A 20698-nucleotide genomic window follows, 5' to 3' on the forward strand; every position below is an offset into this window, starting at 1 on the left:
GCGAACATCTCCCAGGGCGACACCGGCCCGCGAGGGGGGAACTTCGATGACTCCGGACACCGAAAGCGGCGCCCGGCGGGACGTGGTGCCGTTCGGCCAGGCCGTCCGCGCCTGGTTCATGATCTCGTTGCAGACGTTCGGCGGCCCGGCCGGGCAGATCGCGGTCATGCAGCACCACCTGGTCGACGAGCGCCGCTGGATCGGCCAGAAGCGGTTCCTGCACGCGCTCAACTACTGCATGCTGCTGCCCGGCCCGGAGGCCCAGCAGCTCGCGATCTACGTCGGCTGGCTGCTCAACGGCCTGCGCGGCGGCCTGGTCGCGGGCACGCTGTTCGTGCTGCCCGGCGTCGTGGCGCTGCTGGCGCTCTCCGGCATCTACGTGGCCTACGGCGACACCACCGTGGTCACCGCGCTGTTCGCCGGGCTCGGGCCGGCCGTCGTCGCGATCGTCGCCCAGGCCGTCTGGCGGGTCGGCGGCCGCGCGCTGACCAACCGGATTCTGCTCGGCTTCGCGGTCGCCGCGTTCGCCGCGCTCGCGCTGTTCGCCACGCCGTTCCCGATCGTCATCGCCGTCGCCGCGCTCGCCGGCTGGGCACTGCACCGGTGGCGGCCCCGCCTGGTCACCACCGGCGGCGGCCACCAGGCCGGCCCGGACGGCCCGGAACCGCTGATCTCCGACGACGCCCTGCACCACGAACGGCCCTCCGCCCGCCGTACCGCGACGATCCTCACCGTCGGCCTGATCGCCTGGTTCGCGCCGGTCGCCGCGTTCGCCGTGGCCACCGGCGGCGACAGCGTCTACACACAGCAGGGGCTGTTCTTCTCCGGCACCGCGGTGGTCACGTTCGGCGGCGCCTACGCCGTGCTGGCGTTCGTCGCCCAGCGCGCCGTCGAGCACTACGGCTGGCTCACCGCCGGCGACATGGTGCGCGGCCTCGCGCTCGCCGAGAGCACGCCCGGACCGCTGATCATGGTGGTGCAGTTCGTGGCGTTCCTCGGCGCCTACCACGATCCCGGCCCGCTCGACCCGTGGACCGCGGGCGTGGTCGCCTCGCTGCTCACCACGTGGGTGACGTTCGTGCCGTGCTTCCTGTTCGTGCTGCTCGGCGCGCCGTACATCGAGCGGCTGCGCGGCAACCAGGCCATCTCCGCCGCGCTCACCGGCATCACCGCGGCCGTGGTCGGCGTGATCGCGAACCTCGGCCTCTACTTCGCGCTGCACACGCTGTTCGGCCGCACCCGCGACGTCGACGCCGGCATCCTCCACCTCACGCTGCCCGAGCTGGGCACGGCCCGCCCGGTCCCGATCGCCATCACGGTCGTCGCGGTCGCGCTGATCTTCTGGCGCAAGTGGTCGGTGCTGCGGGTGCTGGCCGTCTGCGGCGCGCTCGGCCTGGCCGCCGGCCTCGCCGGCCTGCCCGGCGTCTGACCGCCGCCCCGGGTCAGAGCAGGCCGTGGTCCCTGGCGTGGATCGCGGCCTGGGTGCGGTCGCGGAGGCCGAGGCGGCTGAGGATGTGCGAGACGTGGTTCTTGACCGTGCCCTCGCTGACGAACAGGTGCGCCGCGATCTCCCGGTTGGTGGCGCCGCGGGCGATCAGCCGGAGGACCTCGATCTCGCGCGCGGTCAGCGGCAGCCGGCCCGGGGGCGCCGGGCGGTCCAGCGCGCCGGTCAGGTGGCGCAGCGCGGCGGCGTCGTGCTGGGCGACGCCCGCGTGCGCGAGCCGGACGGCCTGCGCCAGGTCGCGCGCGGGCAGGTTCTTGAGCAGGTAGCCGCTGGTCCCGGCGTGCAGCGCGCCGAGCACGTACTCCTCGTCGTCGAACGTGGTGAGCATCAGCACCCGGCAGGACGGCAGTCGATCGCGCAGCAGTTCGGCGGCGCGCAGCCCGTCGAGCCCGGGCATGCGCACGTCCATCAGCACCACGTCCGGCGCGGTGCGCTCGGCCAGCTCGACGGCGGCGTGGCCGTCCGCGGCGGTGCCGACCACGGCGATGCCGGGCTCGAGGCCGAGCAGCGCGGCGATGCCCTCCCGGACCAGGGACTGGTCGTCGGCGACGAGCACGCGGACGTCGGTCACGCCGCACCGCCCACGCGCGCCACGACGCGGGTGCCGCGGCCGGGTGACGAGTCGATGTGGATCTCGCCGCCGAGCGCGGTCAGCCGTTCCCGCATGCCGCGCAGGCCGCCGCCCTCGGCCGTGCCGGCCGGAAATCCGCGCCCGTTGTCGGCCACCTCCACGCTCGCCGGCCCGGGGGCCTCGAAGCGGACCGTGATCCGGACCAGGTCGGCGCCGGCGTGGCGGCGCGCGTTGGTCAGCGCCTCCTGCGCCACCCGGTAGAGGGCCTCCAGCCCGGGGCGCGGGTGGCCGGTCTCCTCGCCGGTGCGGGTGACCGCCACCCGGAAGCCGGGGTCGTCGAGCCCGCCGGCGAGCGCCTCGATCGCGGCCACCAGCGAGAACGGCTCGGCCCGCAGCGCGCCGACGGACTCGCGTACCTCCGCCAGCGCCCGGGCCGCCGCGGCGCGCGCGTCGGCGACGGCGCGGTCCGCCACGGCCGGGTCCCGGGGCCGGAAGGCCTCCGCCTTCTCCAGCTGGACGCCGACCGCGGTCAGGTGGTGGCCGACGCTGTCGTGGATGTCGCGGGCCAGCCGGTTGCGCTCGGCCGCCGCGCTCAGCTCCGCGACCTGCCGCTGTGCCGCGCGCAGCTCGCCGACCAGGCGTTCCGCGCGTTCCCGGCTGCGTCGCTGGCCGTCCGCGATGGCGGCGGTGACCAGCGTGAGCACCAGGCCGACCGCGAACATCAGCAGATCCGAGACGGTCTCCGGGTCGGTGTGCCAGCCGGGTGCGCGCGCCGCGGCGACGGTCGCGCCGAGCAGGCAGGCGGCGGCGAGCGCGAGCGCGGCGCGGCGGCCGAGCACCACGTAGGCGAAGAACGGCGCCAGGATGAACAGCGCCCGGCCGAAGCCGCCCGGGTCCGCGACAGCGACCACCGCGAACAGCGCGAGGCGCGCGCCCAGCAACGGGACGGCCCACCGCCGGATCCGCTCGATGAACAGCAGCGCGGCGAGCGCGGCGACGAAGACGCCGAGCGCGGCCGGGGACCGGTCCGGCGCCAGGCCGGCCGCCGCCCAGTAGAGGCCGGTGGCGAGCACGGTGACGTAGAGGCCCGAGGCCATCGCGCCGACTGGCATGCCCGTCACCGTAGGACCACGCCGCCAGCCCACCGGGCCAGCCGGTCGTCATGTGTCCCCGCGGTGCGATCCTGGCCGGTCGGCACTGTCCGCCCCGGTGACCGTCCCGGCACGCTGGGCGGCATGACCGACACCCTGCTGTACCGACTCGCCGCGCTCGCCGGGCTGACCGGCGGCGCGCTGACCGTCATCGCCGTGTGCCGCCGCGCCGGCCTGCTGCCCGACACCGGGCTGACCCACGCGCTGGCGCCGCCCGCGACCGCGCTCCTGCTGTTCACGCTGACCGCGTTCTACCTGGTGCAGCGCCATGCGGCCGGGCGGTTGGGCCTGGCCGGGTTCGTGCTCAACCACCTGGGGCTGAGCGGCCTGTTCGCGATCGAGTTCCTCACCCACGCGGTGCTGCAGTACCAGGACGCGGCGGCGCGGGAGCAGGTGCTGACCGGACCGGGGCAGCCGTACTTCCTGACCGTGGCCCTGATCTTCCTGGCCGGCGTGCTGGTCTTCGGCGTCGCGTCGTGGCGGGCCGGCGTGCTGCCGCGGTGGGCGCTGGCGCTCTACGTGGTCGGGCTGAGCGCGGCGGCGTTGCGTACCTCCGTGCCCGAATGGGTCTACCTGGGCGGCCTGCTGGCCGGCTCGGCGGGCGTGCTGTGGCTGTCGGCCGTGCTGCCCCGCCTGGCCGCCCGCGGCTCCGACCGGCGGGAGCCGCTGGCCGCCGCGTGATAGAAACGCCGCATGCACCGGATCGTGGTGCTCCTCGACGAGCACTCCAATCCGTTCGAGCTCGGCTGTGTGCTGGAGGTCTTCGGCCTGCACCGGCCGGAGCTGGGCGGGGCGCTCTACGACGTGCGGCTGTGCGCGCCGGAGCCGGCCACCGTGATGCGCCAGGGCTTCTTCACGCTGTCCGGCGTCGGCGGGCTCGGCGAGGCGGACGGCGCGGACACGCTGATCGTGCCGAATCGGCCGGACGTGGGCACGCCGGCCCGCCCGTCCGTGCTGGCCGCGATCCGGGCCGCCCACGCGCGCGGCGTCCGGCTGGTCAGCCTGTGCAGCGGCGCCTTTACGCTGGCCGAGGCCGGGGTGCTGGACGGGCGCCGGGCCACCACCCACTGGCAGCTCGCCGGCGCGTTCCGGGCCCGGTTCCCGGCCGTGCGGCTGGAGCCGGACGTGCTGTTCGTCGACGACGGCGACGTGCTGACCTCGGCCGGCAGCGCGGCCGCGCTGGACCTGGGCCTGCACGTGGTGCGGCGCGATCACGGCGCGGAGATCGCGGCCGCGGTCGGCCGCCGGCTGGTCTTCGCCACGCACCGCGACGGCGGGCAGCGGCAGTTCGTCGAGCGGCCGGTGCCGGACGCGCGGGACGAGTCGCTGGGCCCGCTGCTGGCCTGGGCGCAGCGCCGGCTGGACCGGCCGCTGACCGTGCGGGACCTGGCCGAGCACGCGGCGGTCAGCCCGGCCACGCTGCACCGGCGGTTCCGCGCCCAGCTCGGCACCACGCCGCTGGCCTGGCTGACCGGGGAGCGGCTGGCGCTGGCCTGCCGGCTGATCGAGCGCGGCGAGCGGCGGGTGGACGTGGTGGCGCGGGACAGCGGGCTGGGTACGGCCGCGAACCTGCGCATGGTGATGCGCCGCGATCTCGGGCTGACGCCGTCGGAGTACCGCCGCCGCTTCGCCGCCTGACACGATCCTTGCGAAAACCGCGATTCCCGCACCTCCCGCCGCGGCGGCGCGGTCCGGCACGATCGAGCCATGATCACGAAGACATCCGTGGGTACGGCCGCGCGGGCGCTCACCGAGTACTGGTCGCAGCGCGTCGTGGCGGAGGCGAACGGCAACCTGTTCAAGGTGGCGAAGGGCATCGGCTCCACCACCTGGCACGCCCACCAGGACCAGGAGGAGACGTTCCTGGTGCTGGACGGCGCGCTGACCGTGCGGCTGCGGGACGGCGACGTGCGGCTGGAGGCCGGCGACCTGCTGGTCATCCCGCGTGGCGTGGAGCACTGCCCGGTCGCGGAGGAGGAGGTGCTGCTGCTCCTCGTCGGCCCGGACGTCACGTCCACCCCCGAGGGCGGCAAACCGGCCTGGAGCGCGACCTGACCCACATTATTTCTGACTGCCAATTATGCGGACTACGCTGGATGGATGAATGACGTTCCCGGTCCACCGCCGGAGAGTCAGCTGCTGGCCGGGCTCGCCCGGCTGGGGCAGGCGGTGCGCATGGAGGCGTGGCGCAACGCCGGCCCGCACAAGCTCTCGCCGCTGCAGGCGGACATCGTCGGGCTGATCCACGGCAGCCGGGCCGCGCTGCGCCAGGGTGACATCGTGGCCGCGCTGGCGTCCACGCCGCCCACGGTCTCGGACGCGGTGAAGGTGTTGCGCCGCAAGGAGTTGCTGGCGGCGACGCGCGATCCGGCGGACGCGCGGGCGGTGCTGCTCACGCTGACCGAGACCGGGCGCGCGGAGGCCGAGCGGCTGAACGTCATGTCGGAGAGCCTGGGCAGCGCGGTCGCGACCCTGCCGGAGGGGGACTTCGCGGCGACGCTGCGCGGCATCGTCACGCTGATGCGCGAGTTGCAGGAGCGCCGGCTGATCCCGGTCTCGCAGATGTGCCTGACCTGCCGGTTCTACGTGCCGGACGCGCACCCGCCGGAGACCGGCCGGCCGCACCACTGCAACTTCGTGGACGCGCCGTTCGGCGACGCGGAGCTGCGGGTCACCTGCCCGGACCACGAGCTGCCATGACGCGACGAGGCGGGGCCCGCCGGGCCCCGCCTCGTCCGCACGGTGAGGCTCAGGCGACGGCCGGGAAGTCCAGCGTGGTCTGCCCGACCGAGTTGAAGTAGTTGGTGAACGTGTTGAGCGCGACCGCGGCCACGATCTCACCGATCTCACCGTCGGAGTAGCCGGCGTCGCGGACCGCCCGGAGGTCCTCGTCGGAGACGAAGCCCTTGGCGGCGATGACCGCCTTGGCGAACGTCAGCGCGGCCTGGACCTTGGCGTCGGACGCCCGCGCGCTGCGGCCCGCGACCAGGTCCTCCTCGCTGACGCCGGCCTTGGCGCCGAGCACGGTGTGCGCGGCCAGGCAGTAGTCGCAGTCGTTCTCGACCGCGGCGACCAGCGCGATCTGTTCCTGCACCCGGCCGGGCAGCAGGCCCTTCGACAGCGCGCCGCTGAACTGGAGGTACGCGTCCAGCACGGCCGGTGAGCTGGCCATCGCCCGCATCATGTTCGGCGTGGTGCCCAGGGCGCGCTCGACCCGGCCGAGCAGCGTGCGGGCCTGCGGCTCGGCGGTGGCGGGGTCGACGGTGGCGAGACGTGGCATGACTGTTTCCCTTCAACGTTTGTTGGCAGTGCCAAACTTACCGCCCGGCGGCCACGACGCAACGTGATGAGCATTACCCACAGTTAGTTGGCAGTCCTATATATGCTGACCCTCATGCAGGTAGCAGTGCTTCAGCACGTTCCGTTCGAGGGGCCCGCACTGATCACACCGGCGCTGGCCGGGGCCGGCGCCGACGTGCGCGTGGTCCGCCTCGACCTCGGCGACCCGGTGCCGGACGCGGCCGAGGTCGGCGCGCTGGTGGTGCTGGGCGGCCCGATGGGCGCGCTCGACGACCACGACCACCCCCACCTGGCACGCGAACGCGCGCTCATCGCCGACTGCGTGCGCCGCGATCGGCCCGTGCTCGGCGTCTGCCTCGGCGCCCAGCTGCTCGCCGCCGCGCTCGGCGCGGACGTGCGCCGCGGCCCGGCCGCCGAGTCCGGCACCGGCACCGTCACGCTGACCCCGGCCGGGCTGGACGACCCGGTGCTCGGCCCGGCCGGGCCACGGCCGCCGGTCGTGCACTGGCATCGGGACACGTTCGGCCTGCCGGCCGGCGCGGTGCTGCTGGCCGGCTCGGACACGTACCCGCACCAGGCGTTCCGCGCCGGGCGCTCGTACGGCTTCCAGTTCCACGTCGAGTTCGACGGCGACGCGCTCGACCGGGCCGCGCCGCACCTGCCGGCCGGCACCGTCATCGACCCGGTCGCCATGCGCGCGGTGGAGACCGCCGGCGCACACATCCTCGCGCGCTGGGCGCGCACCCTTCCCGAAGGAGCCTGAGATGCACCCGTCCGCCCCCGCCTGGTCCACCACCCGCTGGTTCAACAGCGACCCGCTCACGCTCGGCGCGCTGCGGGGCCACGTCGTGGTCCTGGAGGCCTTCCAGATGCTCTGCCCCGGCTGCGTGAGCCAGGGCCTGCCGCAGGCGTCCCGGCTGGCCCGGGTGTTCGGCGACGACATCCGGGTGATCGGCCTGCACAGCGTGTTCGAGCATCACGCGGCGATGACGCCGGTCAGCCTGGAGGCGTTCCTGCACGAGTACAAGATCAGCTTCCCGGTCGGCGTGGACGCGCACGACGGCGACGACCCCACGCCGGTCACGTTCGCCCGGTACGGCATGCGCGGCACCCCGACCACCGTGCTGATCGACCGGGACGGCGCGGTCCGCGCGCATCACTTCGGCGCGGTCGACGACCTGGCGCTCGGCGCGGCCGTCGCCCGGCTGGTGGCCGCCGCACCCACCCCGGCCCCGGCCCCGGCGGTCGCGGACGAGCCCTCGGTGTGCACGATCGACGGCGTCTGCTCGTGACGGCACGCCGCCGTGGCTCCGGAAGTTTCGGCGCTCGGCGGCCCGTACCGTTTCATATCGATGCACTTGAATGCCGCGATAGATGTCCGTAACGTCGGCCCGAGCGCCGGCGTCTCCGGTACGCCGGCCCGGCGACAGAGGAGAGCGGAATGAGAACAGCGCGGTTCGCGGCGATGCTGGCGACGATCCTCCTGGCCACCACCGGCACGGCCACGGCGGCACCGGCCGGCGATTCCGGCACGGCGCGCGCACGATGGACGATGGGCGGGCACGACATCGGCAACAGCCGGTCCAACCCGGCCGAGCGGGTCCTCGGCCCGGCCACGGTGCCGCGGCTCGCCGTCGACTGGACCGCCACCACGGCCGGCGACGTCTCCGCCACGCCCGCGGTGGCCGGCGGCGCGGTCTACGTCCCGGACTGGGGCGGCGCGTTCCACAAGCTCGACGCGCGCACCGGCGCGGTGATCTGGACCAGGTCGGTGGCCGAGTGGGCCGGGGTGGCGGGCACGTTCTCCCGGACCAGCCCGGTCGTGCACGGCGACACCGTCTACCTCGGCACGCAGGCCGGCGCGGTGCTGCTCGCGGTCGACACCCGCACCGGCGATCTGCGCTGGCGCGCCGCCATGGACCCGCACCCGCAGGCGATCCTGACCTCATCCCCGGTGATCCACGACGGCGTGCTCTACCAGGGCGTGTCGTCGCTGGAGTTCCTGCTCGCCGGCGACCCGGCCTACGACTGCTGCACGTTCCGCGGCAGCCTGGTCGCGGTGGACGCGCGCACCGGCGCGGTGCGGTGGAAGTCGCACACGCTGCCGGACCAGGGGCCGGGCGGGGACATCTTCAGCGGCGCCTCCGTGTGGGGCAGCACGCCCACCGTCGACCCGCGCAGCGGCACCGTGTTCGTCGGCACCGGGCAGAACTACTCCGTGCCGGCCAGCGCACGGGAGTGCCAGGAGAACGGCGGTACGCCGCGCGACTGCCTGCCGTCGTGGAACGCCAAGGACTCGATCGTCGCGTTCGACCTGCGCACCGGCCGGCTGAAGTGGTCCACCGGGCCGGAGCGCTTCGACGAGTGGAACCTCGCCTGCCTCCCCGGCTTCCCGCCGAACAACTGCCCGAACCCCGGGCCGGACCACGACACCAGCGACGGTACGCACCTGTTCACGCTCCCCGGCAAGCACGGCAAGCCCCGGCTCGCGGTCGGCGCCGGGCAGAAGAGCGGCGAGTTCTGGATGCTGGACGCGGCCACCGGGGAGATCATCTGGAGCGCGTCGGTGGGCCCGGGCTCGGTGCTCGGCGGCATCGAGTGGGGCACCGCCACGGACGGCCGGCGCATCTACTTCGCGGAGACCAACATGGACCGGGTGCCGTACCAGCTGCCCGGCGGCGAGACGATCGACTACAGCTCGTTCGGCGCGCTGGACGTCGCCACCGGCCGGATCCTGTGGCAGGTGCCGGAGCCGCACGGCGGACAGGCGGTCGGCCCGGCCACCGTGGCGAACGGCGTCGCCTACTTCGGCGCGCTGAACGGCTGGATGTACGCGCTGGACGCGGCCACCGGCGAGGTGCTCTGGGAGCACCTCGGCGCGGGCGCCTCCAACGCCGGTCCGGCCATCGTGGACGGTCGGCTCTACTGGGGCAACGGCTACCAGCGGCTCGGCGCACCCAGCACCACGTTCTACTCGTTCGCGCTGCCGCGGCCGTGAGCGCGCGGGGTTCCGGGCCGCATGCGGGGCGGCCCGGAACCTCGGCTCACGCGTCCGCGAGCGTGTCGCGCAGCGCGTAGTAGGCGGGCTTGGGGCGCAGGTCGTCCCACATCACGGTGGCGGCACCCTCGGCCGGGAAGAAGTGCGGCACCCACGAGTACTTGTCCGTGACACCCCAGATGGTGAACGAGTTGCAGCCGTCCACCGCCAGGCAGGCATCGAGCACGGTCGTGTAATAGTCGGCCTGCGTGGCCAACTGCTCCGCGGTCGGCACGCCGCCCTCGGGCAGGTCCATCCGCACGTCCAGCTCGGTCACCGCGGTGTGCAGACCCAGGTCGTCGAAGCGTTGCAGCACCGTGCGGAGCTGGTCCGGCTTGCCGTACCGCATGCTCAGGTGCGCCTGGGTGGCGAAACCGTGCACCGGCACGCCCTCGGCCAGCAACTGCCGGGCCAGCGCCTCGTACGCGTCCACCTTGGCACCCGGGAAGTCCACGCCGTAGTCGTTGAGGAACAACTGGGCGTGCGGGTCCGCGCGGTGCGCCCAGCGGAACGCGTCCGCCACGATGCCGGGGCCCAGCTCACGGATGAAGATGTTCTCCTGCCGGTAGGCGCCGTTCTCGTCCAGGATCTCGTTCGCCACGTCCCATTGGTGGATCTTCCCGCGGTAGTGCCCGACCACGGTGAAGATGTGCTCCTTGAGGATCGCGCGCAGCTCGGCCTTGGTGAACGTGCCCTCGGTCAGCCACGCCGGGTTCTGGCTGTGCCAGAGCAGCGTGTGCCCGCGTACCGCCTGGCCGTTCTGCCGCGCGAAGCGGACGATCGCGTCGGCCGGGCCGAACCGGTACTCGTCCCGTTCCGGATGGATGAACTCCCACTTCATCTGGTTCTCCGGGCTGAGCGAGCTGAACTCGCGGGCCAGCACCCGCCGGTACGCCCGGTCGTTCGGGAACGGGTCCGGGTACTCCTGCTCCAGGTGGTGGCCGCCGCCCGCGACCGCGGTGCCGATCCGCAGGTCGTGCGGGGCCGCGCGGCGCAGCGTGAGCTCCCGCCCGCCGGCCTGGGCCGGCATCGCGCCGCCGGTGACGAGGACCGTCGCGACCGCGAGCGCGGCCACGACGGCTCGATGAGCCTTCATCAGATCACTCCCCTGCCGAAACTTCCGGAAATCTGTCCGTGCATGTTCGTCTGGGACGCTAGGCACGACAGTGGAGTTCGTCAATGACGGCTGCCCGCGATATCGCAATCCTCCCGATAAGCCTCCGAAACTTTCGGCATTACCCCGCCGTCAGGTAGCGGTCGGCCACCGCGGCGGGCCGCTCCAGAATCCGGCCCTCCGCCAGGTTGCGGGCCAGCCGCAGGTACTGCGCGTGCGTCCAGGCCAGCGGCGTCGCGGAGAACGTGGGCGTGCCCGGCGCGAAGCCGGGACGCCCGGCCGGCGGCGTGCGGTCCCAGACCTGCTCCGGCAGCATGCCGCCGGGCCCGGCCGCGGCGGCCATCGCGGCCAGCCGGGTCGCGGCCGCCCGCCGGTCGCCGGCCGCGATCTCGTACTCGCCGCGTTCGCCGCTGAGCAGCGGCCAGGCCCGGCCCCGGGAGACCAGCGAGCCCGGCGGCTCGTCGTACTCCCACTGGCTGCCGTCGAGTTGCTCGCCGAAGCCGTCGAACGAGGCCCGGTGCCAGAAGAAGCCGCGCGGGGTGGCCACGCCGAGCTGCGCGTCGACCACGGCCAGGGTGTTCACCACGTCCGGATCGGACGGCGGCAGGATGCCGAGGCGCACCAGGTCGAGGAAGCTCGGGTCGACGACGCGCCGCTGGTCCACACCGGTCGGCCCGCCGTCGCCGATGTCGTAGGTGGTGCCGGCGTCCGGGTCGCCGTCCTTGGTCAGGCGCAGGAAGTACGGCTTCGCCGAGTACGGCCCGGTGGTGGTCACGGTCCACGTCTTGACCCGGTCCCGCCAGGCGTCGGCCGTCGCCAGGTACCGGTCCGCCGAGGCGGCGTCGCCGCGGGAGCGCGCCAGGTCGGCGGCGCAGACCAGCCCGGCGATCGCGGTGGCGATGGTGTTCGGCGAGTACCCCGACTGGTTCTCCCAGCGCTCCTGCGGCGTGAACGGGGCGCCGGGATAGCCGGCGAGGAAGTCGGCCGCCCGCTTGACGCCCGGCCAGGCGTCCGCGCGGCCGAGCTGGTAGGCGAGCACGATCGGCAGCGCCACCTCGTCCAGTTGCAGGCCGCCCCACACCGGCGTGCCGTCCACCTGGGAGTTCTGCGGGAACGAGCCGTCCGGCCGCTGCTGCACCCGGAACAGGTAGTCGAGCGCGCGGTTCGCGCCGGCCCGGTCGCCGGCCGCGATCAGGCCGGTGGCGATCTGATAGAGATCACGAGACCACACCAGATGGTACGGGCCGGAGGGGTCGTCCGTGCCGAACGCCCACGGCGAGGCCGGCGCCGCCACGTACGCCCCCGGGTGGGTCTTGTCCTCCAGCGCCGCGAGGATCAGCGCGGACGTCTGCCAGAGCCGGCGGTCCGCCACCCGCGGCGGGGCGGTCAGACCCTTGAGGTGAGCGTTCCAGCCGTCCGCGTAGGAGCGCGCCACCGGCCCGAACCCGGCGCGCAGCGAGCGCCGCGCGGTGTCCAGCGCCGCCGCCTCCGTGCCGCCGAAGCCGAGCGCCAGCGTGGTCCGCCGGTCGCGCAGCGCCGCGGTCTGCACCAGGTTGCCGGCGCCGGCCGACGCGTACCGCCAGTCCATCCGGCCGTCGCGCAGGTCCGTCCGCCCGTCGCTGACCCCGGCGAATCCGCTGGACGTGGCCGCGAACGTGCCGGCCAGCGCGCTGGACACGCCGCCGTCCGTGGCCACCAGCGCGCCGTCCACGGTCCGGCCCGCGTCGCCACCGCGCGAGTTGCCCAGCGCCGGATCGTAGACCGCGTACAGCCGGTGCGTGCGCGGCGCGTCGAACGCCAGGTCGACCAGCACCGTGGACCGCGCCGGGTCGGTGACGTAGTCCGCGGTCAGCCGCCATCCCGCGCCGTCGAAGACCTGCCGGAAGCGCAGGCCGCCGAGCTGCTCCGTGCGTACCCGCGCGGTCTCCACGCCGTGCCGGCCGGTCACCGTGAAGGCCAGCGCGCGGGCGCTCGGCCCGCCGATCGTCGGGTAGAAGATCTCGCCGAGCCCGCCCTCCCGCTGCACGGTCGCCCACACCGGGCTCTCCCGCGTCCGCGACGTCACCAGCCCCGACTTGTCCGCCGGCAGGTACTGCTCATCGACGCCGGGCGCACCGGGCGCCGCCGGCCCCGGCGCGACCCCGATCGTGGCCACCATCAGCACGGGCAGCAGCGGTGTCATGTGGACCTCCTCGGGTCCGGTCTACCGCGCCCCTCCCTTGATCGCATCCCTACGCCGGGAACCCGTTCGCCCCGGTGCACACCGGCGCTCCGGTCCCGGGCCTACGGCCTTTCCGGCCGCTGGAGCGGGCACGTCAACGGCCTCACGGCCACCGCCGCACTCCTCGCCGCCGACCCTCTTCGAGGTCGTCGAGATCTTCTGGCCGGCGCCCCCGCGTCCGGCGCGTAGCGAACCGTCACGGGTTGTCGCCTGCGGCGCCGGGGGCGGGGCGGCGCCGCAGGTGTCCGGAGATGTGCAGGGTGACGCGGTGGTCGCGGTCGTCCAGCCGGATGAGGACGACGTCGCGGCCGTCGGGGTGCTGGGCGGGGCGGGGATCGCGGGTGCGCGTGTCGCCGTCGGGGGTCACGAGTCCACCACGTCCTCGGCCTTGGCGCAGGCGGCGTCGCCGAGTTCGAGCGCGGTCGCCAGCTTGTCGTCGTCGTCGCCGCGGAGCGCGTCGAAGATCTCCTGGGCCCGGCGCATGCAGGGCATGAGCACGTCGCGTTGCTCGGTGACGTCGGACAGCTCGTCCTCGGCCGCGGCGCGTGCGGCCTCCATGTCCTTGACGCGCCGCTCCGCCTCGGCGGCCTGTGCGTCGCGCTCCTGGAGCTGGGCGCGGGTGTCGCTGACGGTGCCGCGCTCGTTGACGTAGAGGCCGAAGCCGGCGCCGGCGAGCACGAGCAGCAGGAAGCAGGCGACCGCGAGCAGCAGCGTGGTGATGCCCATCGGCGAGTCCGCGGGCGGCAGGCCGAACGGCGGCGGCCCGGAGGTCGGGGACAGGCCGAGCGGCGGCGGCGCCGAGGTCGGCGGCGGGACCGGGGCCGGCTGCGGATAGGCGGGCGCGGGGCCGGCCTGAGGCGGGTACGGGTTGCCCTCCGGTCCGTACGACGGGTACGACATGGTTCTCCTGTTCTCGGTCAGCGGACGCGACCCCTCAGGTGACTCGCTGCCTTCGGCTCGTCATGCAGCGTATTCACCTCGGTGACCGCGCGGTGATGGTCGTTCGACCACCATCGGGACCGACGATCCGCGCGCGCGGGGATACCATGGCCCCCGTGCCGGGCGCGGTGGAGAAGAGACTTCTCGATCAGGGACTGCGATACGCGCTCGGGCTGCGCATCGTCGTGACAGGACTGTCCAGTTCGGTCGCTCTCGCGCTCGCGGCGATGCCCGACCGGGCGGTGGCGGCCGTCGTGATCACCGCGTTCAACGCGTGGAGTCTGCTCTACGCCGTCGTCATGGTGCGCGGGTCCGGGCGCGCCCGTCAATGGCTGCCGCTCGTGGACGTCGCGGCCGTGTGCGCGATCTGCCTGAGCATGACCTGGACCGTCACGCCGGACCCGCGCGGCGGCGCCACCTGGGTGCTCATCGCGCTGAACATGGCCGTCGTCACCTACCCGTGGCAGGTCGGCGGGCGGGCGCTGGCCGCGGCCACGCTGACCATCATCGGGTTCTACTACCTGGGCGCGACGCTGGCGGACCCGGGCGGCTGGCTCGCCGACCGGACGCTCGGGCCGTGGACCGCGGCGGAGGCGGCGCTGTCCTGGGGGCTGTACCGGTTCGTGCGGCGCGGCGCCCGCGCCTCCGACCGGCTGATCGCGCGCGGCGCGCAGTTGCGCCGGGCGGCGGAGATCGCGGCCGCGCGCCGGGCCGGCGAGCGAGAATACCTGGCGGCGCTGCACGACACCGCGGCCGCGACGCTGCTGATGGTCGGCGGCGGCGTCGCCGGCCGCGCCGAGCCGTGGCTGTCCGAGCAGGCCCGGCGCGACCTGCGCGAGCTCGGCCGGTCCGGCGACGCGGCGGACGGCGAGACCGATCTGGTCCCGATGCTGCGCGAGGCGGCCCGGCACACGCCGCTGCGCATCACCTGGCGTACCCCCGAGAGCCTGTTCCTGCCGGCCGCGGACGCGGTGTCGGTCAGCCGGGGCGTCCGGGAGGCGCTCGCCAACGTGACCCGGCACGCCGGCACCGACCGTGCCGAGATCCGGGTCCGCCAGGACGACGCGCGGGTGACGGTGGAGGTGGCCGACGCCGGCCGCGGGTTCGACCCGTCCCGGATCGCCGACGACCGGTACGGCGTGACCCGCTCGCTGGTGGAGCGCATGATCCGCATCGGCGGCCGGGCCCGGATCGACAGCGCGCCCGGCACCGGCACCACCGTCACGCTGACCTGCCCGCGCGCGCTGCCGGACGTCACCGGCGACCGCGAGGTGATCAGCGCGTCGTTCCAGCGCGGCCTGCGCTGGGCGGTGATCAGTATCAGCCTGGCGATCCTGCTGCTGCTCGACCTGCCCCGGCTGCTGGCCAGCGGCGCCGCGTACACCGCGCTCTGGCCGCAGGTGGCCACCTGGTGCGGCCTGGTCGCGGTGACGCTGACCGTGGCGGTCGCCACCTGGCGGGACCGCCCGCTCGGCCGGTGGCGGTGGCCGCTGGTCGCGCTGGTCCTCGCGCTGTCCGTGCTGGCGACCGCCGCCGTCCGCCCGGAGTACCTGCTGGGCGCCGCGCACTGGTCCGAGGGCGACGCCGGCTGGCCGGTCGTGCTGCTGCTGATGGAGGGCCGGATCGCCGTCCTGGTCGCGGTGCTGGCCGGCCAGTACCTGATCACATTCGGCCAGGCCGCCATCGCCGGGGAGGCCGCGCTCAGCGTGGCCGGCGCGATCAGCGCCACCTGGGCGGTGCTCTCCTACCAGCTCGCCACCGCGATGATCGCGGCCGTGCTGCGCGGCCTGGCCGCCACGTCCGCGCGCGAGCTGCACGCGGCCGAGCGGCTGCGCACCGCGGAGGAGGTGGCCCGGCACCTGCACGCGGACCGGACCGGGCGGATCGCGGCGCTGGCGGCCACGGCCGTGCCGCTGCTGGAGGGTCTGGCGTCCGGCGCGCTCGATCCGGGCGACGAGTCCGTCCGGCGCGCGTGCGCGGCCGAGGCCGCCCGGATGCGGCGGCTCATCGCGGACGACGCCACCCACGCGGACGCACTCGCCCACGAACTGCGCGCCTGCATCGAGCAGGCCGAGCGGGACGGGGTCACGGTCACGTTCGCGGAGCAGGGCGCCCGCCCGGAGCTGCCGCCGCGGGTGCGCCGCCGGCTGGTGGAGCCGGCCATCGCCGCGCTCGCCACCGCGCGCGGCCGGGCCCGGCTCACGGTCAGCGGCACCCGGGAGACCGTGACGGTCAGCGTCGTCGCCGCCTGCGAGCCTCCGCCGCCGGCACCGGACGGCGACGGGGTCCGGCGGTCCGTGCTGGCGGACGGCGACCGCCTCTGGATCCAAGCAGCCTGGCAGGGAGAAGCATGATCACTGCGGTCGTGGTGGACGATCATCCGGTCGTCATCGCCGGCGTACGGTCCTGGTGCGCGCTCGCCGGTCCGCCGATCGACGTGGTGGCCGCCGGTCCCACGGTCGCGGTCGCCTGGACGGAGCCGGGCGACCGGGCCGACGTGGTGGTCCTCGATCTGCAGCTCGACGCCACCGGCCCCGCGTACGGCGATCTCAAGCGGCTGGTGGACGCGGGCCGCCAGGTCGTGGTCTACAGCATGCGCGCCGACCGGGAGACCGCGCTGACCGCGCTCGACATCGGCGCGTTCACCTACCTGACCAAGGCGGAGGGCGAGGAGCACCTGGTCGCGGCGATCACGGCGGCGGCGGCGAACGCGCCGTACACGCCGCCGACGCTGTCCGGCGCGTTCGGCACGGACGAGCGCCCGCACCGGCCGCGGCTGTCGCCGCGCGAGCATCAGATCCTGATCGAGTGGTTCCACTCCGAGTCCAAGGAGATGGTCGCCCGCCGCCTGGACGTCACGGTCCACCGGGTCAACTCCTGCCTGGAGCGGGTACGCGTGAAGTACGCCAACGTGGGCCGGGAGGCGCCGACGAAGGCCGCCCTGGTCGCCCGCGCGCTCCAGGACGGCCTGATCACCACGGACGAGCTGTGAGCCGTCAGTAGACGAAGCGGGACACCGAGGCCTGCAGCTCGTTCGACATCCGGGAGAGCTCGGCGGCGGAGCGCTGCGCGTCCGCCACCGACTCCGCGGTGGTCCGCGCGTTCTCCGCGACGCTGTCGATGCTGGCGCTGATCTGGCCGGTGGCGTTGGCGGCCTCGGTGACGTTGCGGTTCATCTCGGCGGTGGTGGCGGATTGTTCTTCGACGGCGGAGGCGATGGTGGTGGTGTAGTCGTTGATGCGGCCGATGACTTCGGCGATCTCCTGGATGGCGGTGACGGCCTGGTTGCTGTCGGCCTGGATGGCCTCGACGCGGCGGGAGATGTCCTCGGTGGCGCGGGCGGTCTCCTGGGCGAGGTCTTTGACCTCGGTGGCGACGACGGCGAAGCCTTTGCCGGCCTCGCCGGCGCGGGCGGCTTCGATGGTGGCGTTGAGGGCGAGCAGGTTGGTCTGTTCGGCGATGGCGGTGATGACCTTGATGACGTCGCCGATCTGGCGGGAGGACTCGCCGAGCGTGGCGATGGTCTGGTTGGTCGACTCGGCCACGGCCACGGCCTGACCCGCGACCTCCGCGGCCGCGCCGGCGCTCTGCGCGATCTCACCGATCGCGGCGCCCATCTCCTCCGAGCCGGCCGCGACCGTGGTCACGCCCTGCGACACCTCCTCCGACGCGGCGGACACCAGGCGGGCCTGGGTGGAGGCCTCCTCCGCGTTCTTGGCGATCTGGTTCGCGATCGCCGAGGTCTCCTCCGCGGCAGCGGCGAGGCCGTGCGCGGCGCCGCCGACCGAGCCGATGACCTCGCGCAGCTGGGCCTGTGCGCGGGTGAGCATCCCCGCCATCCGGCCGACCTCGTCCCGGCTGGTCACGTCCGCCACGACCGTGAGGTCGCCGCGTTCCATCGCCTCCAGCGACGCCTGCACGTGGGCGAGCGGCCGGACGATCAGCCGGGCGACGTACAGCGCGAGCGCGATCGCCACGATCAGCCCGATCAGCAGCACGATGACGACCAGCCGCTGCGCCGTGGCGGCCACCGCGGAGTTGTCGTCCGCCTGCTTCCTGGCCTTCTCCGACTGGGCCGCGTTCTCCGCGTCCATCGCGTCCGCGGCGTCCGAGATCAGCGGCAGCACGTTGTCGCGGTACTCGGTGGCGAACCCGGCCGTGTCGCCGCGGTCGGCCAGCGGGATCAGCGTGTTCTGCGAGGCGTCCAGGAACCGCTGGAAGTTGTCGACGAACGCGTCGATCTGCGCCGGGTCCGCCGCGTACGGCCGGTACGCCTCGATGCCGTCGGTCACCCGGGTCACCCGCTCGTCGATCTCCTGCTTGAGGTCGGCGCGGGTCGCGGTGGACGCCACGCCGTACTCCAGCACCCGGCCGCGGATGCCCTGGAACGGCTGGTAGATCGCGGCCAGTTGGACCAGCGGGTCGACGCTGTCGGTGTACAGCGCCCGGCTCTCCCGGTCCAGCGCCTGGATCCGCGTGAAACCGGTGTAGGCGATGGCCACCGCGGCCAGCGCCATCGCCACGACGATCGACAGGATCTTCGTGTTGACCCGCAGGTCGGCGAACCAGTTCCCGCTCTTGCCTGCCGGCATGGTCGTTCCCCTCACGTCACTGAGCCTGCCGAATCCCCATCGTCCGGCGGACGGCCCGGTTGAGGGATTTCCGCGCGGTGGCGGGCCTGGCGGGCGGCGAGGGGCCGCGGAGGCGGTCCGGGCGGTCGCGCCGCGGGTGTTCGACGCGATCGACGCGCACCCGTGGGCCGCCGCCCGGCTCGCCCGGGAACCGTGGCGGCCGGCGACGCCGCTGGTCTTCGAGGGCACCGGCGGTCCGGCGCCCGCGCGCAGGTCGCGGCGGGACTTCCCGGGCACGACGGCCGGGCGCGGTTCCTGGCCGGCATCGACGCCCGCCGGTGGCGCCACGGCCCGCGGGCGGCGATGGTCACCGTCCGCGGGCCGTGGCGGCGCACGTCAGTGCAGGCGGACCGTGACGGCGGTACGGCCGTGGTCCACGGTGACCCGGCGGCCGGCCGCGGAGACGACCCGGGCGAACCGGCCCCGCACGTGGCGGGCGCGCAGCACGGTCAGCTCGATCGGGCGGCGGCCGGCGGCGGAGCGGTCGTCGACGGTGAGGACGCCGCCGAGGTCGGCCTCGTCGTCCACCGTGACGATCGCGCCGCGGCCGGCGCGCGCCGGCACGGTGAGCGTGCCGCCGCGCTGGACGAACTCGCCGCGCACCCGCAGCGCGCCCGCCACCCGCAGCTCGCCGCCGGTCACGGTCACGTCGCCGCGGCCGAGCGCGGACGCGGCAGCGGCGATCAGCGCGCCGGCCCGCAGGTGCGTACCGCCGCGGTAGTCGTTGTCGCCGGTCAGCGTGAGCGCGCCGGTGCCGGACTTGACCAGGCCACCCCGGCCGCCGATGTCGTTGCGCCAGGCGTCCGCCGCGGCGAAGCCGCCGGCCGCCGCGTCCATGACCACCTCCACGGTACGGTCGAACGCGCCGTAGCCGTCCGCCGCCGCGAACAGGTTGAGCCGTCCCCAGAGCTCCGGGCCGTCCAGCAGCGGGTGGCCGGACTCGATCGCGGTGGTGCGCAGGACCTCGCGGCGCTGCTCCGCGGTCAGGTACGGCAGGCGCGTCTCCAGGAGCACCTCCGCGCCGGCGGGCACCACCATCGGCACGCCACGCACGCCGGTCCGGGGCAGGTCGTAGGTCAGCTTCGGCAGCGCGATCCGCGCGTTGGCGGCCCGGTCCGCGTACGGGTCGGTGGCGGTGGTGCCGCCGTGCGCGTACCCGTGCAGGTCCGCGCCGACGCGGGCGGTGAGGTAGGCGCGGGCCTGCTCGCGGGCCTGGGCCTTGAGCGCGGCGTTCGCCGGGTCGCCGAGGATGGCCGCGGCGAGCGCGGTGGCGAGGACGCGACCGCCGATCACGTCGAGCGGCGAGTGCATGCCGGAGACGATGCGGGTGTCGGCCAGGTCCAGCGCCGCGGTCACCAGTTCCTGGAAGCGCTCCGGGATCGCGTACGCGTAGGCGAGCGCGGCCAGGTGGAACGCGTTGGCGTGGCCGCTGGGCATGCCGCCGTCGTCGGCCGGCGTGGTGCTGCGCTGCCGGAGCAGCTGGGCGGCGACCGTGACCGGCGAGTCGTACACCGGGTAGCCCAGCTCGTCGACCTTGCCGGTGTCCACGACCTGGCCGGACTCGGTCATTCGCCACGGGCGCGGGTACTGGTAGGCCGTCTTGCTCGGGTTGCCGGAGGAGAACGGGCCGCGCAGCGTGTTGACCAGCGTGACCACCTGGCCGAGGGCGGAGGACGGCGAGCCGGCGCCGAGCGCCGCACCGGCCGGCGCGCCCGCCGGGACCGCGTCGTCGATCTTGGTGGGCGGCGTGCCGTCCGGCGCGGACGTGATGCCGGTGACCGCGAGCGCGCCCTCCCGGTAGATCGGCGCGAGCGGGCCGAGGCCGGCGGTCGCGGCGTAGCTCTGGTGCTGCCGGTCCTGGATGAACGCGCGCGCGGCCTGCTCCGGCGTGCGAGCTCGGGTGATCTTGACGACGTGGCGCATGTTGGCGCGCTGCACCGCGTGGTCCAGCACCGTGCCGGTGTTCCAGGCGGTGCCGGTGCGCCACACCCGCTGCATGCCGGAGAGGATGCGCACCGCGGCGTTACCCGTCACGGTGAGGTCGGCGGCCACGTTGGTCCGGTAGGTGGCGATGAACGGCTCGACGCCGGGCAGCGTGGCGGCGGCCGAGGCCGGGGAGCCGGTCAGCAGACTCGCCGCGGTCGGCCCGGCGACGAGTCCGGCCGAGGTGACGGCGGTGGCGCGCAGCACCGCGCGACGGCTCACGTTCATGGGGTTTCTCCTGCTGAAT

Annotated in this window: 19 protein-coding genes; 10 read left to right on the top strand and 9 right to left on the bottom strand. The window is 74.5% G+C overall.

Annotated features, from left to right (window positions below):
* The first annotated feature begins 46 nt into the window (after positions 1-46).
* Entirely contained in the window at positions 47-1429 is a 1383-nt protein-coding gene (gene chrA / locus J2S41_RS18355) for a chromate efflux transporter (RefSeq protein WP_310369104.1), read from the top strand.
* Positions 1430-1442: 13 nt separating this feature from the next.
* Here chrA and J2S41_RS18360 read toward each other — a convergent pair whose 3' ends face one another.
* Together J2S41_RS18360 and J2S41_RS18365 are read right to left on the bottom strand one after the other, a co-directional pair.
* Entirely contained in the window at positions 1443-2075 is a 633-nt protein-coding gene (locus J2S41_RS18360) for a response regulator (protein WP_310369105.1), read from the bottom strand.
* On the bottom strand, positions 2072-3187 hold the full coding sequence (locus J2S41_RS18365) for a sensor histidine kinase (RefSeq protein ID WP_310369106.1): 1116 nt from the start codon (positions 3185-3187) through the stop codon (positions 2072-2074). The genes J2S41_RS18360 and J2S41_RS18365 overlap by 4 nt, the downstream gene beginning before the upstream one ends.
* A gap of 123 nt (positions 3188-3310) precedes the next feature.
* Here J2S41_RS18365 and J2S41_RS18370 point away from each other — a divergent pair, with 123 nt between their 5' ends.
* The 4 genes from J2S41_RS18370 (at position 3311) to J2S41_RS18385 (ending at position 5926) form a co-directional block, all read left to right on the top strand.
* A complete protein-coding gene (locus J2S41_RS18370; protein ID WP_310369107.1) occupies positions 3311-3907 on the top strand; it encodes a hypothetical protein in 597 nt (198 codons plus the stop codon).
* A 12-nt stretch (positions 3908-3919) separates the two neighbouring features.
* Positions 3920-4864, top strand: a complete 945-nt coding sequence (locus J2S41_RS18375; RefSeq protein ID WP_310369108.1) for a GlxA family transcriptional regulator — start codon at positions 3920-3922, stop codon at positions 4862-4864.
* Between the two features lie 69 nt (positions 4865-4933).
* On the top strand, positions 4934-5281 hold the full coding sequence (locus tag J2S41_RS18380; protein WP_310369109.1) for a cupin domain-containing protein: 348 nt from the start codon (positions 4934-4936) through the stop codon (positions 5279-5281).
* 45 nt (positions 5282-5326) lie between these two features.
* Positions 5327-5926, top strand: coding sequence for a MarR family winged helix-turn-helix transcriptional regulator (locus J2S41_RS18385; RefSeq protein ID WP_310369110.1), 600 nt, complete (start codon positions 5327-5329; stop codon positions 5924-5926).
* 49 nt (positions 5927-5975) lie between these two features.
* On the opposite strand, the gene J2S41_RS18390 is transcribed toward J2S41_RS18385, so the two are convergent.
* The gene (locus J2S41_RS18390; RefSeq protein WP_310369111.1) at positions 5976-6506 is read right to left on the bottom strand and encodes a carboxymuconolactone decarboxylase family protein; all 531 of its coding nucleotides are present in this window, start codon (positions 6504-6506) and stop codon (positions 5976-5978) included.
* Positions 6507-6620: 114 nt separating this feature from the next.
* Here J2S41_RS18390 and J2S41_RS18395 point away from each other — a divergent pair, with 114 nt between their 5' ends.
* From J2S41_RS18395 to J2S41_RS18405, 3 genes are all read left to right on the top strand, one after another.
* Positions 6621-7289 carry a type 1 glutamine amidotransferase gene (locus J2S41_RS18395; RefSeq protein WP_310369112.1) on the top strand — a complete coding sequence of 223 codons (669 nt, stop codon included), beginning with the start codon at positions 6621-6623 and terminating at the stop codon, positions 7287-7289.
* Between the two features lies 1 nt (position 7290).
* Positions 7291-7818, top strand: coding sequence for a peroxiredoxin family protein (locus J2S41_RS18400; RefSeq protein ID WP_310369113.1), 528 nt, complete (start codon positions 7291-7293; stop codon positions 7816-7818).
* A 149-nt stretch (positions 7819-7967) separates the two neighbouring features.
* Positions 7968-9524, top strand: coding sequence for an outer membrane protein assembly factor BamB family protein (locus J2S41_RS18405; RefSeq protein WP_310369114.1), 1557 nt, complete (start codon positions 7968-7970; stop codon positions 9522-9524).
* Between the two features lie 46 nt (positions 9525-9570).
* Here J2S41_RS18405 and J2S41_RS18410 read toward each other — a convergent pair whose 3' ends face one another.
* The 4 genes from J2S41_RS18410 to J2S41_RS18425 form a co-directional block, all read right to left on the bottom strand.
* The gene (locus J2S41_RS18410) at positions 9571-10659 is read right to left on the bottom strand and encodes an endo-1,4-beta-xylanase (protein ID WP_310369115.1); all 1089 of its coding nucleotides are present in this window, start codon (positions 10657-10659) and stop codon (positions 9571-9573) included.
* Between the two features lie 139 nt (positions 10660-10798).
* Positions 10799-12859 carry a glycoside hydrolase family 15 protein gene (locus J2S41_RS18415; protein ID WP_310369116.1) on the bottom strand — a complete coding sequence of 687 codons (2061 nt, stop codon included), beginning with the start codon at positions 12857-12859 and terminating at the stop codon, positions 10799-10801.
* Positions 12860-13094: 235 nt separating this feature from the next.
* The gene (locus J2S41_RS18420) at positions 13095-13265 is read right to left on the bottom strand and encodes a hypothetical protein (protein ID WP_310369117.1); all 171 of its coding nucleotides are present in this window, start codon (positions 13263-13265) and stop codon (positions 13095-13097) included.
* A complete protein-coding gene (locus J2S41_RS18425; RefSeq protein WP_310369118.1) occupies positions 13262-13798 on the bottom strand; it encodes a hypothetical protein in 537 nt (178 codons plus the stop codon). The genes J2S41_RS18420 and J2S41_RS18425 overlap by 4 nt, the downstream gene beginning before the upstream one ends.
* A gap of 155 nt (positions 13799-13953) precedes the next feature.
* On the opposite strand from J2S41_RS18425, the gene J2S41_RS18430 reads away from it, so the two are divergent.
* Complete coding sequence (locus J2S41_RS18430) at positions 13954-16191, top strand: sensor histidine kinase (RefSeq protein ID WP_310369119.1); 2238 nt, start codon at positions 13954-13956, stop codon at positions 16189-16191.
* The gene (locus tag J2S41_RS18435; RefSeq protein WP_310369120.1) at positions 16188-16829 is read left to right on the top strand and encodes a DNA-binding response regulator; all 642 of its coding nucleotides are present in this window, start codon (positions 16188-16190) and stop codon (positions 16827-16829) included. The genes J2S41_RS18430 and J2S41_RS18435 overlap by 4 nt, the downstream gene beginning before the upstream one ends.
* A gap of 4 nt (positions 16830-16833) precedes the next feature.
* On the opposite strand, the gene J2S41_RS18440 is transcribed toward J2S41_RS18435, so the two are convergent.
* Together J2S41_RS18440 and J2S41_RS18445 are read right to left on the bottom strand one after the other, a co-directional pair.
* Positions 16834-18444, bottom strand: coding sequence for a methyl-accepting chemotaxis protein (locus J2S41_RS18440; RefSeq protein WP_310369121.1), 1611 nt, complete (start codon positions 18442-18444; stop codon positions 16834-16836).
* A gap of 360 nt (positions 18445-18804) precedes the next feature.
* Positions 18805-20679: a phosphatase PAP2 family protein gene (locus J2S41_RS18445; RefSeq protein WP_310369122.1), complete on the bottom strand. Its 1875-nt coding sequence runs from the start codon at positions 20677-20679 to the stop codon at positions 18805-18807.
* Positions 20680-20698 lie beyond the last annotated feature (19 nt).

It is taken from the genome of Catenuloplanes atrovinosus (genome assembly GCF_031458235.1).
In the GTDB taxonomy this organism is placed as follows: Bacteria; Actinomycetota; Actinomycetes; order Mycobacteriales; family Micromonosporaceae; genus Catenuloplanes; species Catenuloplanes atrovinosus.

Excerpts from the sequence above, each read along its gene's own strand:
- J2S41_RS18365 (WP_310369106.1), bottom strand. The coding sequence starts at position 3,187 with ATGCCAGTCGGCGCGATGGCCTCGGGCCTCTACGTCACCGTGCTCGCC.
- J2S41_RS18425 (WP_310369118.1), bottom strand. The coding sequence starts at position 13,798 with ATGTCGTACCCGTCGTACGGACCGGAGGGCAACCCGTACCCGCCTCAG.
- J2S41_RS18410 (WP_310369115.1), bottom strand. The coding sequence starts at position 10,659 with ATGAAGGCTCATCGAGCCGTCGTGGCCGCGCTCGCGGTCGCGACGGTC.
- J2S41_RS18415 (WP_310369116.1), bottom strand. The coding sequence starts at position 12,859 with ATGACACCGCTGCTGCCCGTGCTGATGGTGGCCACGATCGGGGTCGCG.
- J2S41_RS18390 (WP_310369111.1), bottom strand. The coding sequence starts at position 6,506 with ATGCCACGTCTCGCCACCGTCGACCCCGCCACCGCCGAGCCGCAGGCC.
- J2S41_RS18395 (WP_310369112.1), top strand. The coding sequence starts at position 6,621 with ATGCAGGTAGCAGTGCTTCAGCACGTTCCGTTCGAGGGGCCCGCACTG.
- J2S41_RS18400 (WP_310369113.1), top strand. The coding sequence starts at position 7,291 with ATGCACCCGTCCGCCCCCGCCTGGTCCACCACCCGCTGGTTCAACAGC.
- J2S41_RS18375 (WP_310369108.1), top strand. The coding sequence starts at position 3,920 with ATGCACCGGATCGTGGTGCTCCTCGACGAGCACTCCAATCCGTTCGAG.
- J2S41_RS18370 (WP_310369107.1), top strand. The coding sequence starts at position 3,311 with ATGACCGACACCCTGCTGTACCGACTCGCCGCGCTCGCCGGGCTGACC.
- J2S41_RS18435 (WP_310369120.1), top strand. The coding sequence starts at position 16,188 with ATGATCACTGCGGTCGTGGTGGACGATCATCCGGTCGTCATCGCCGGC.
- J2S41_RS18385 (WP_310369110.1), top strand. The coding sequence starts at position 5,327 with ATGAATGACGTTCCCGGTCCACCGCCGGAGAGTCAGCTGCTGGCCGGG.
- J2S41_RS18380 (WP_310369109.1), top strand. The coding sequence starts at position 4,934 with ATGATCACGAAGACATCCGTGGGTACGGCCGCGCGGGCGCTCACCGAG.
- chrA (WP_310369104.1), top strand. The coding sequence starts at position 47 with ATGACTCCGGACACCGAAAGCGGCGCCCGGCGGGACGTGGTGCCGTTC.
- J2S41_RS18405 (WP_310369114.1), top strand. The coding sequence starts at position 7,968 with ATGAGAACAGCGCGGTTCGCGGCGATGCTGGCGACGATCCTCCTGGCC.
- J2S41_RS18445 (WP_310369122.1), bottom strand. The coding sequence starts at position 20,679 with ATGAACGTGAGCCGTCGCGCGGTGCTGCGCGCCACCGCCGTCACCTCG.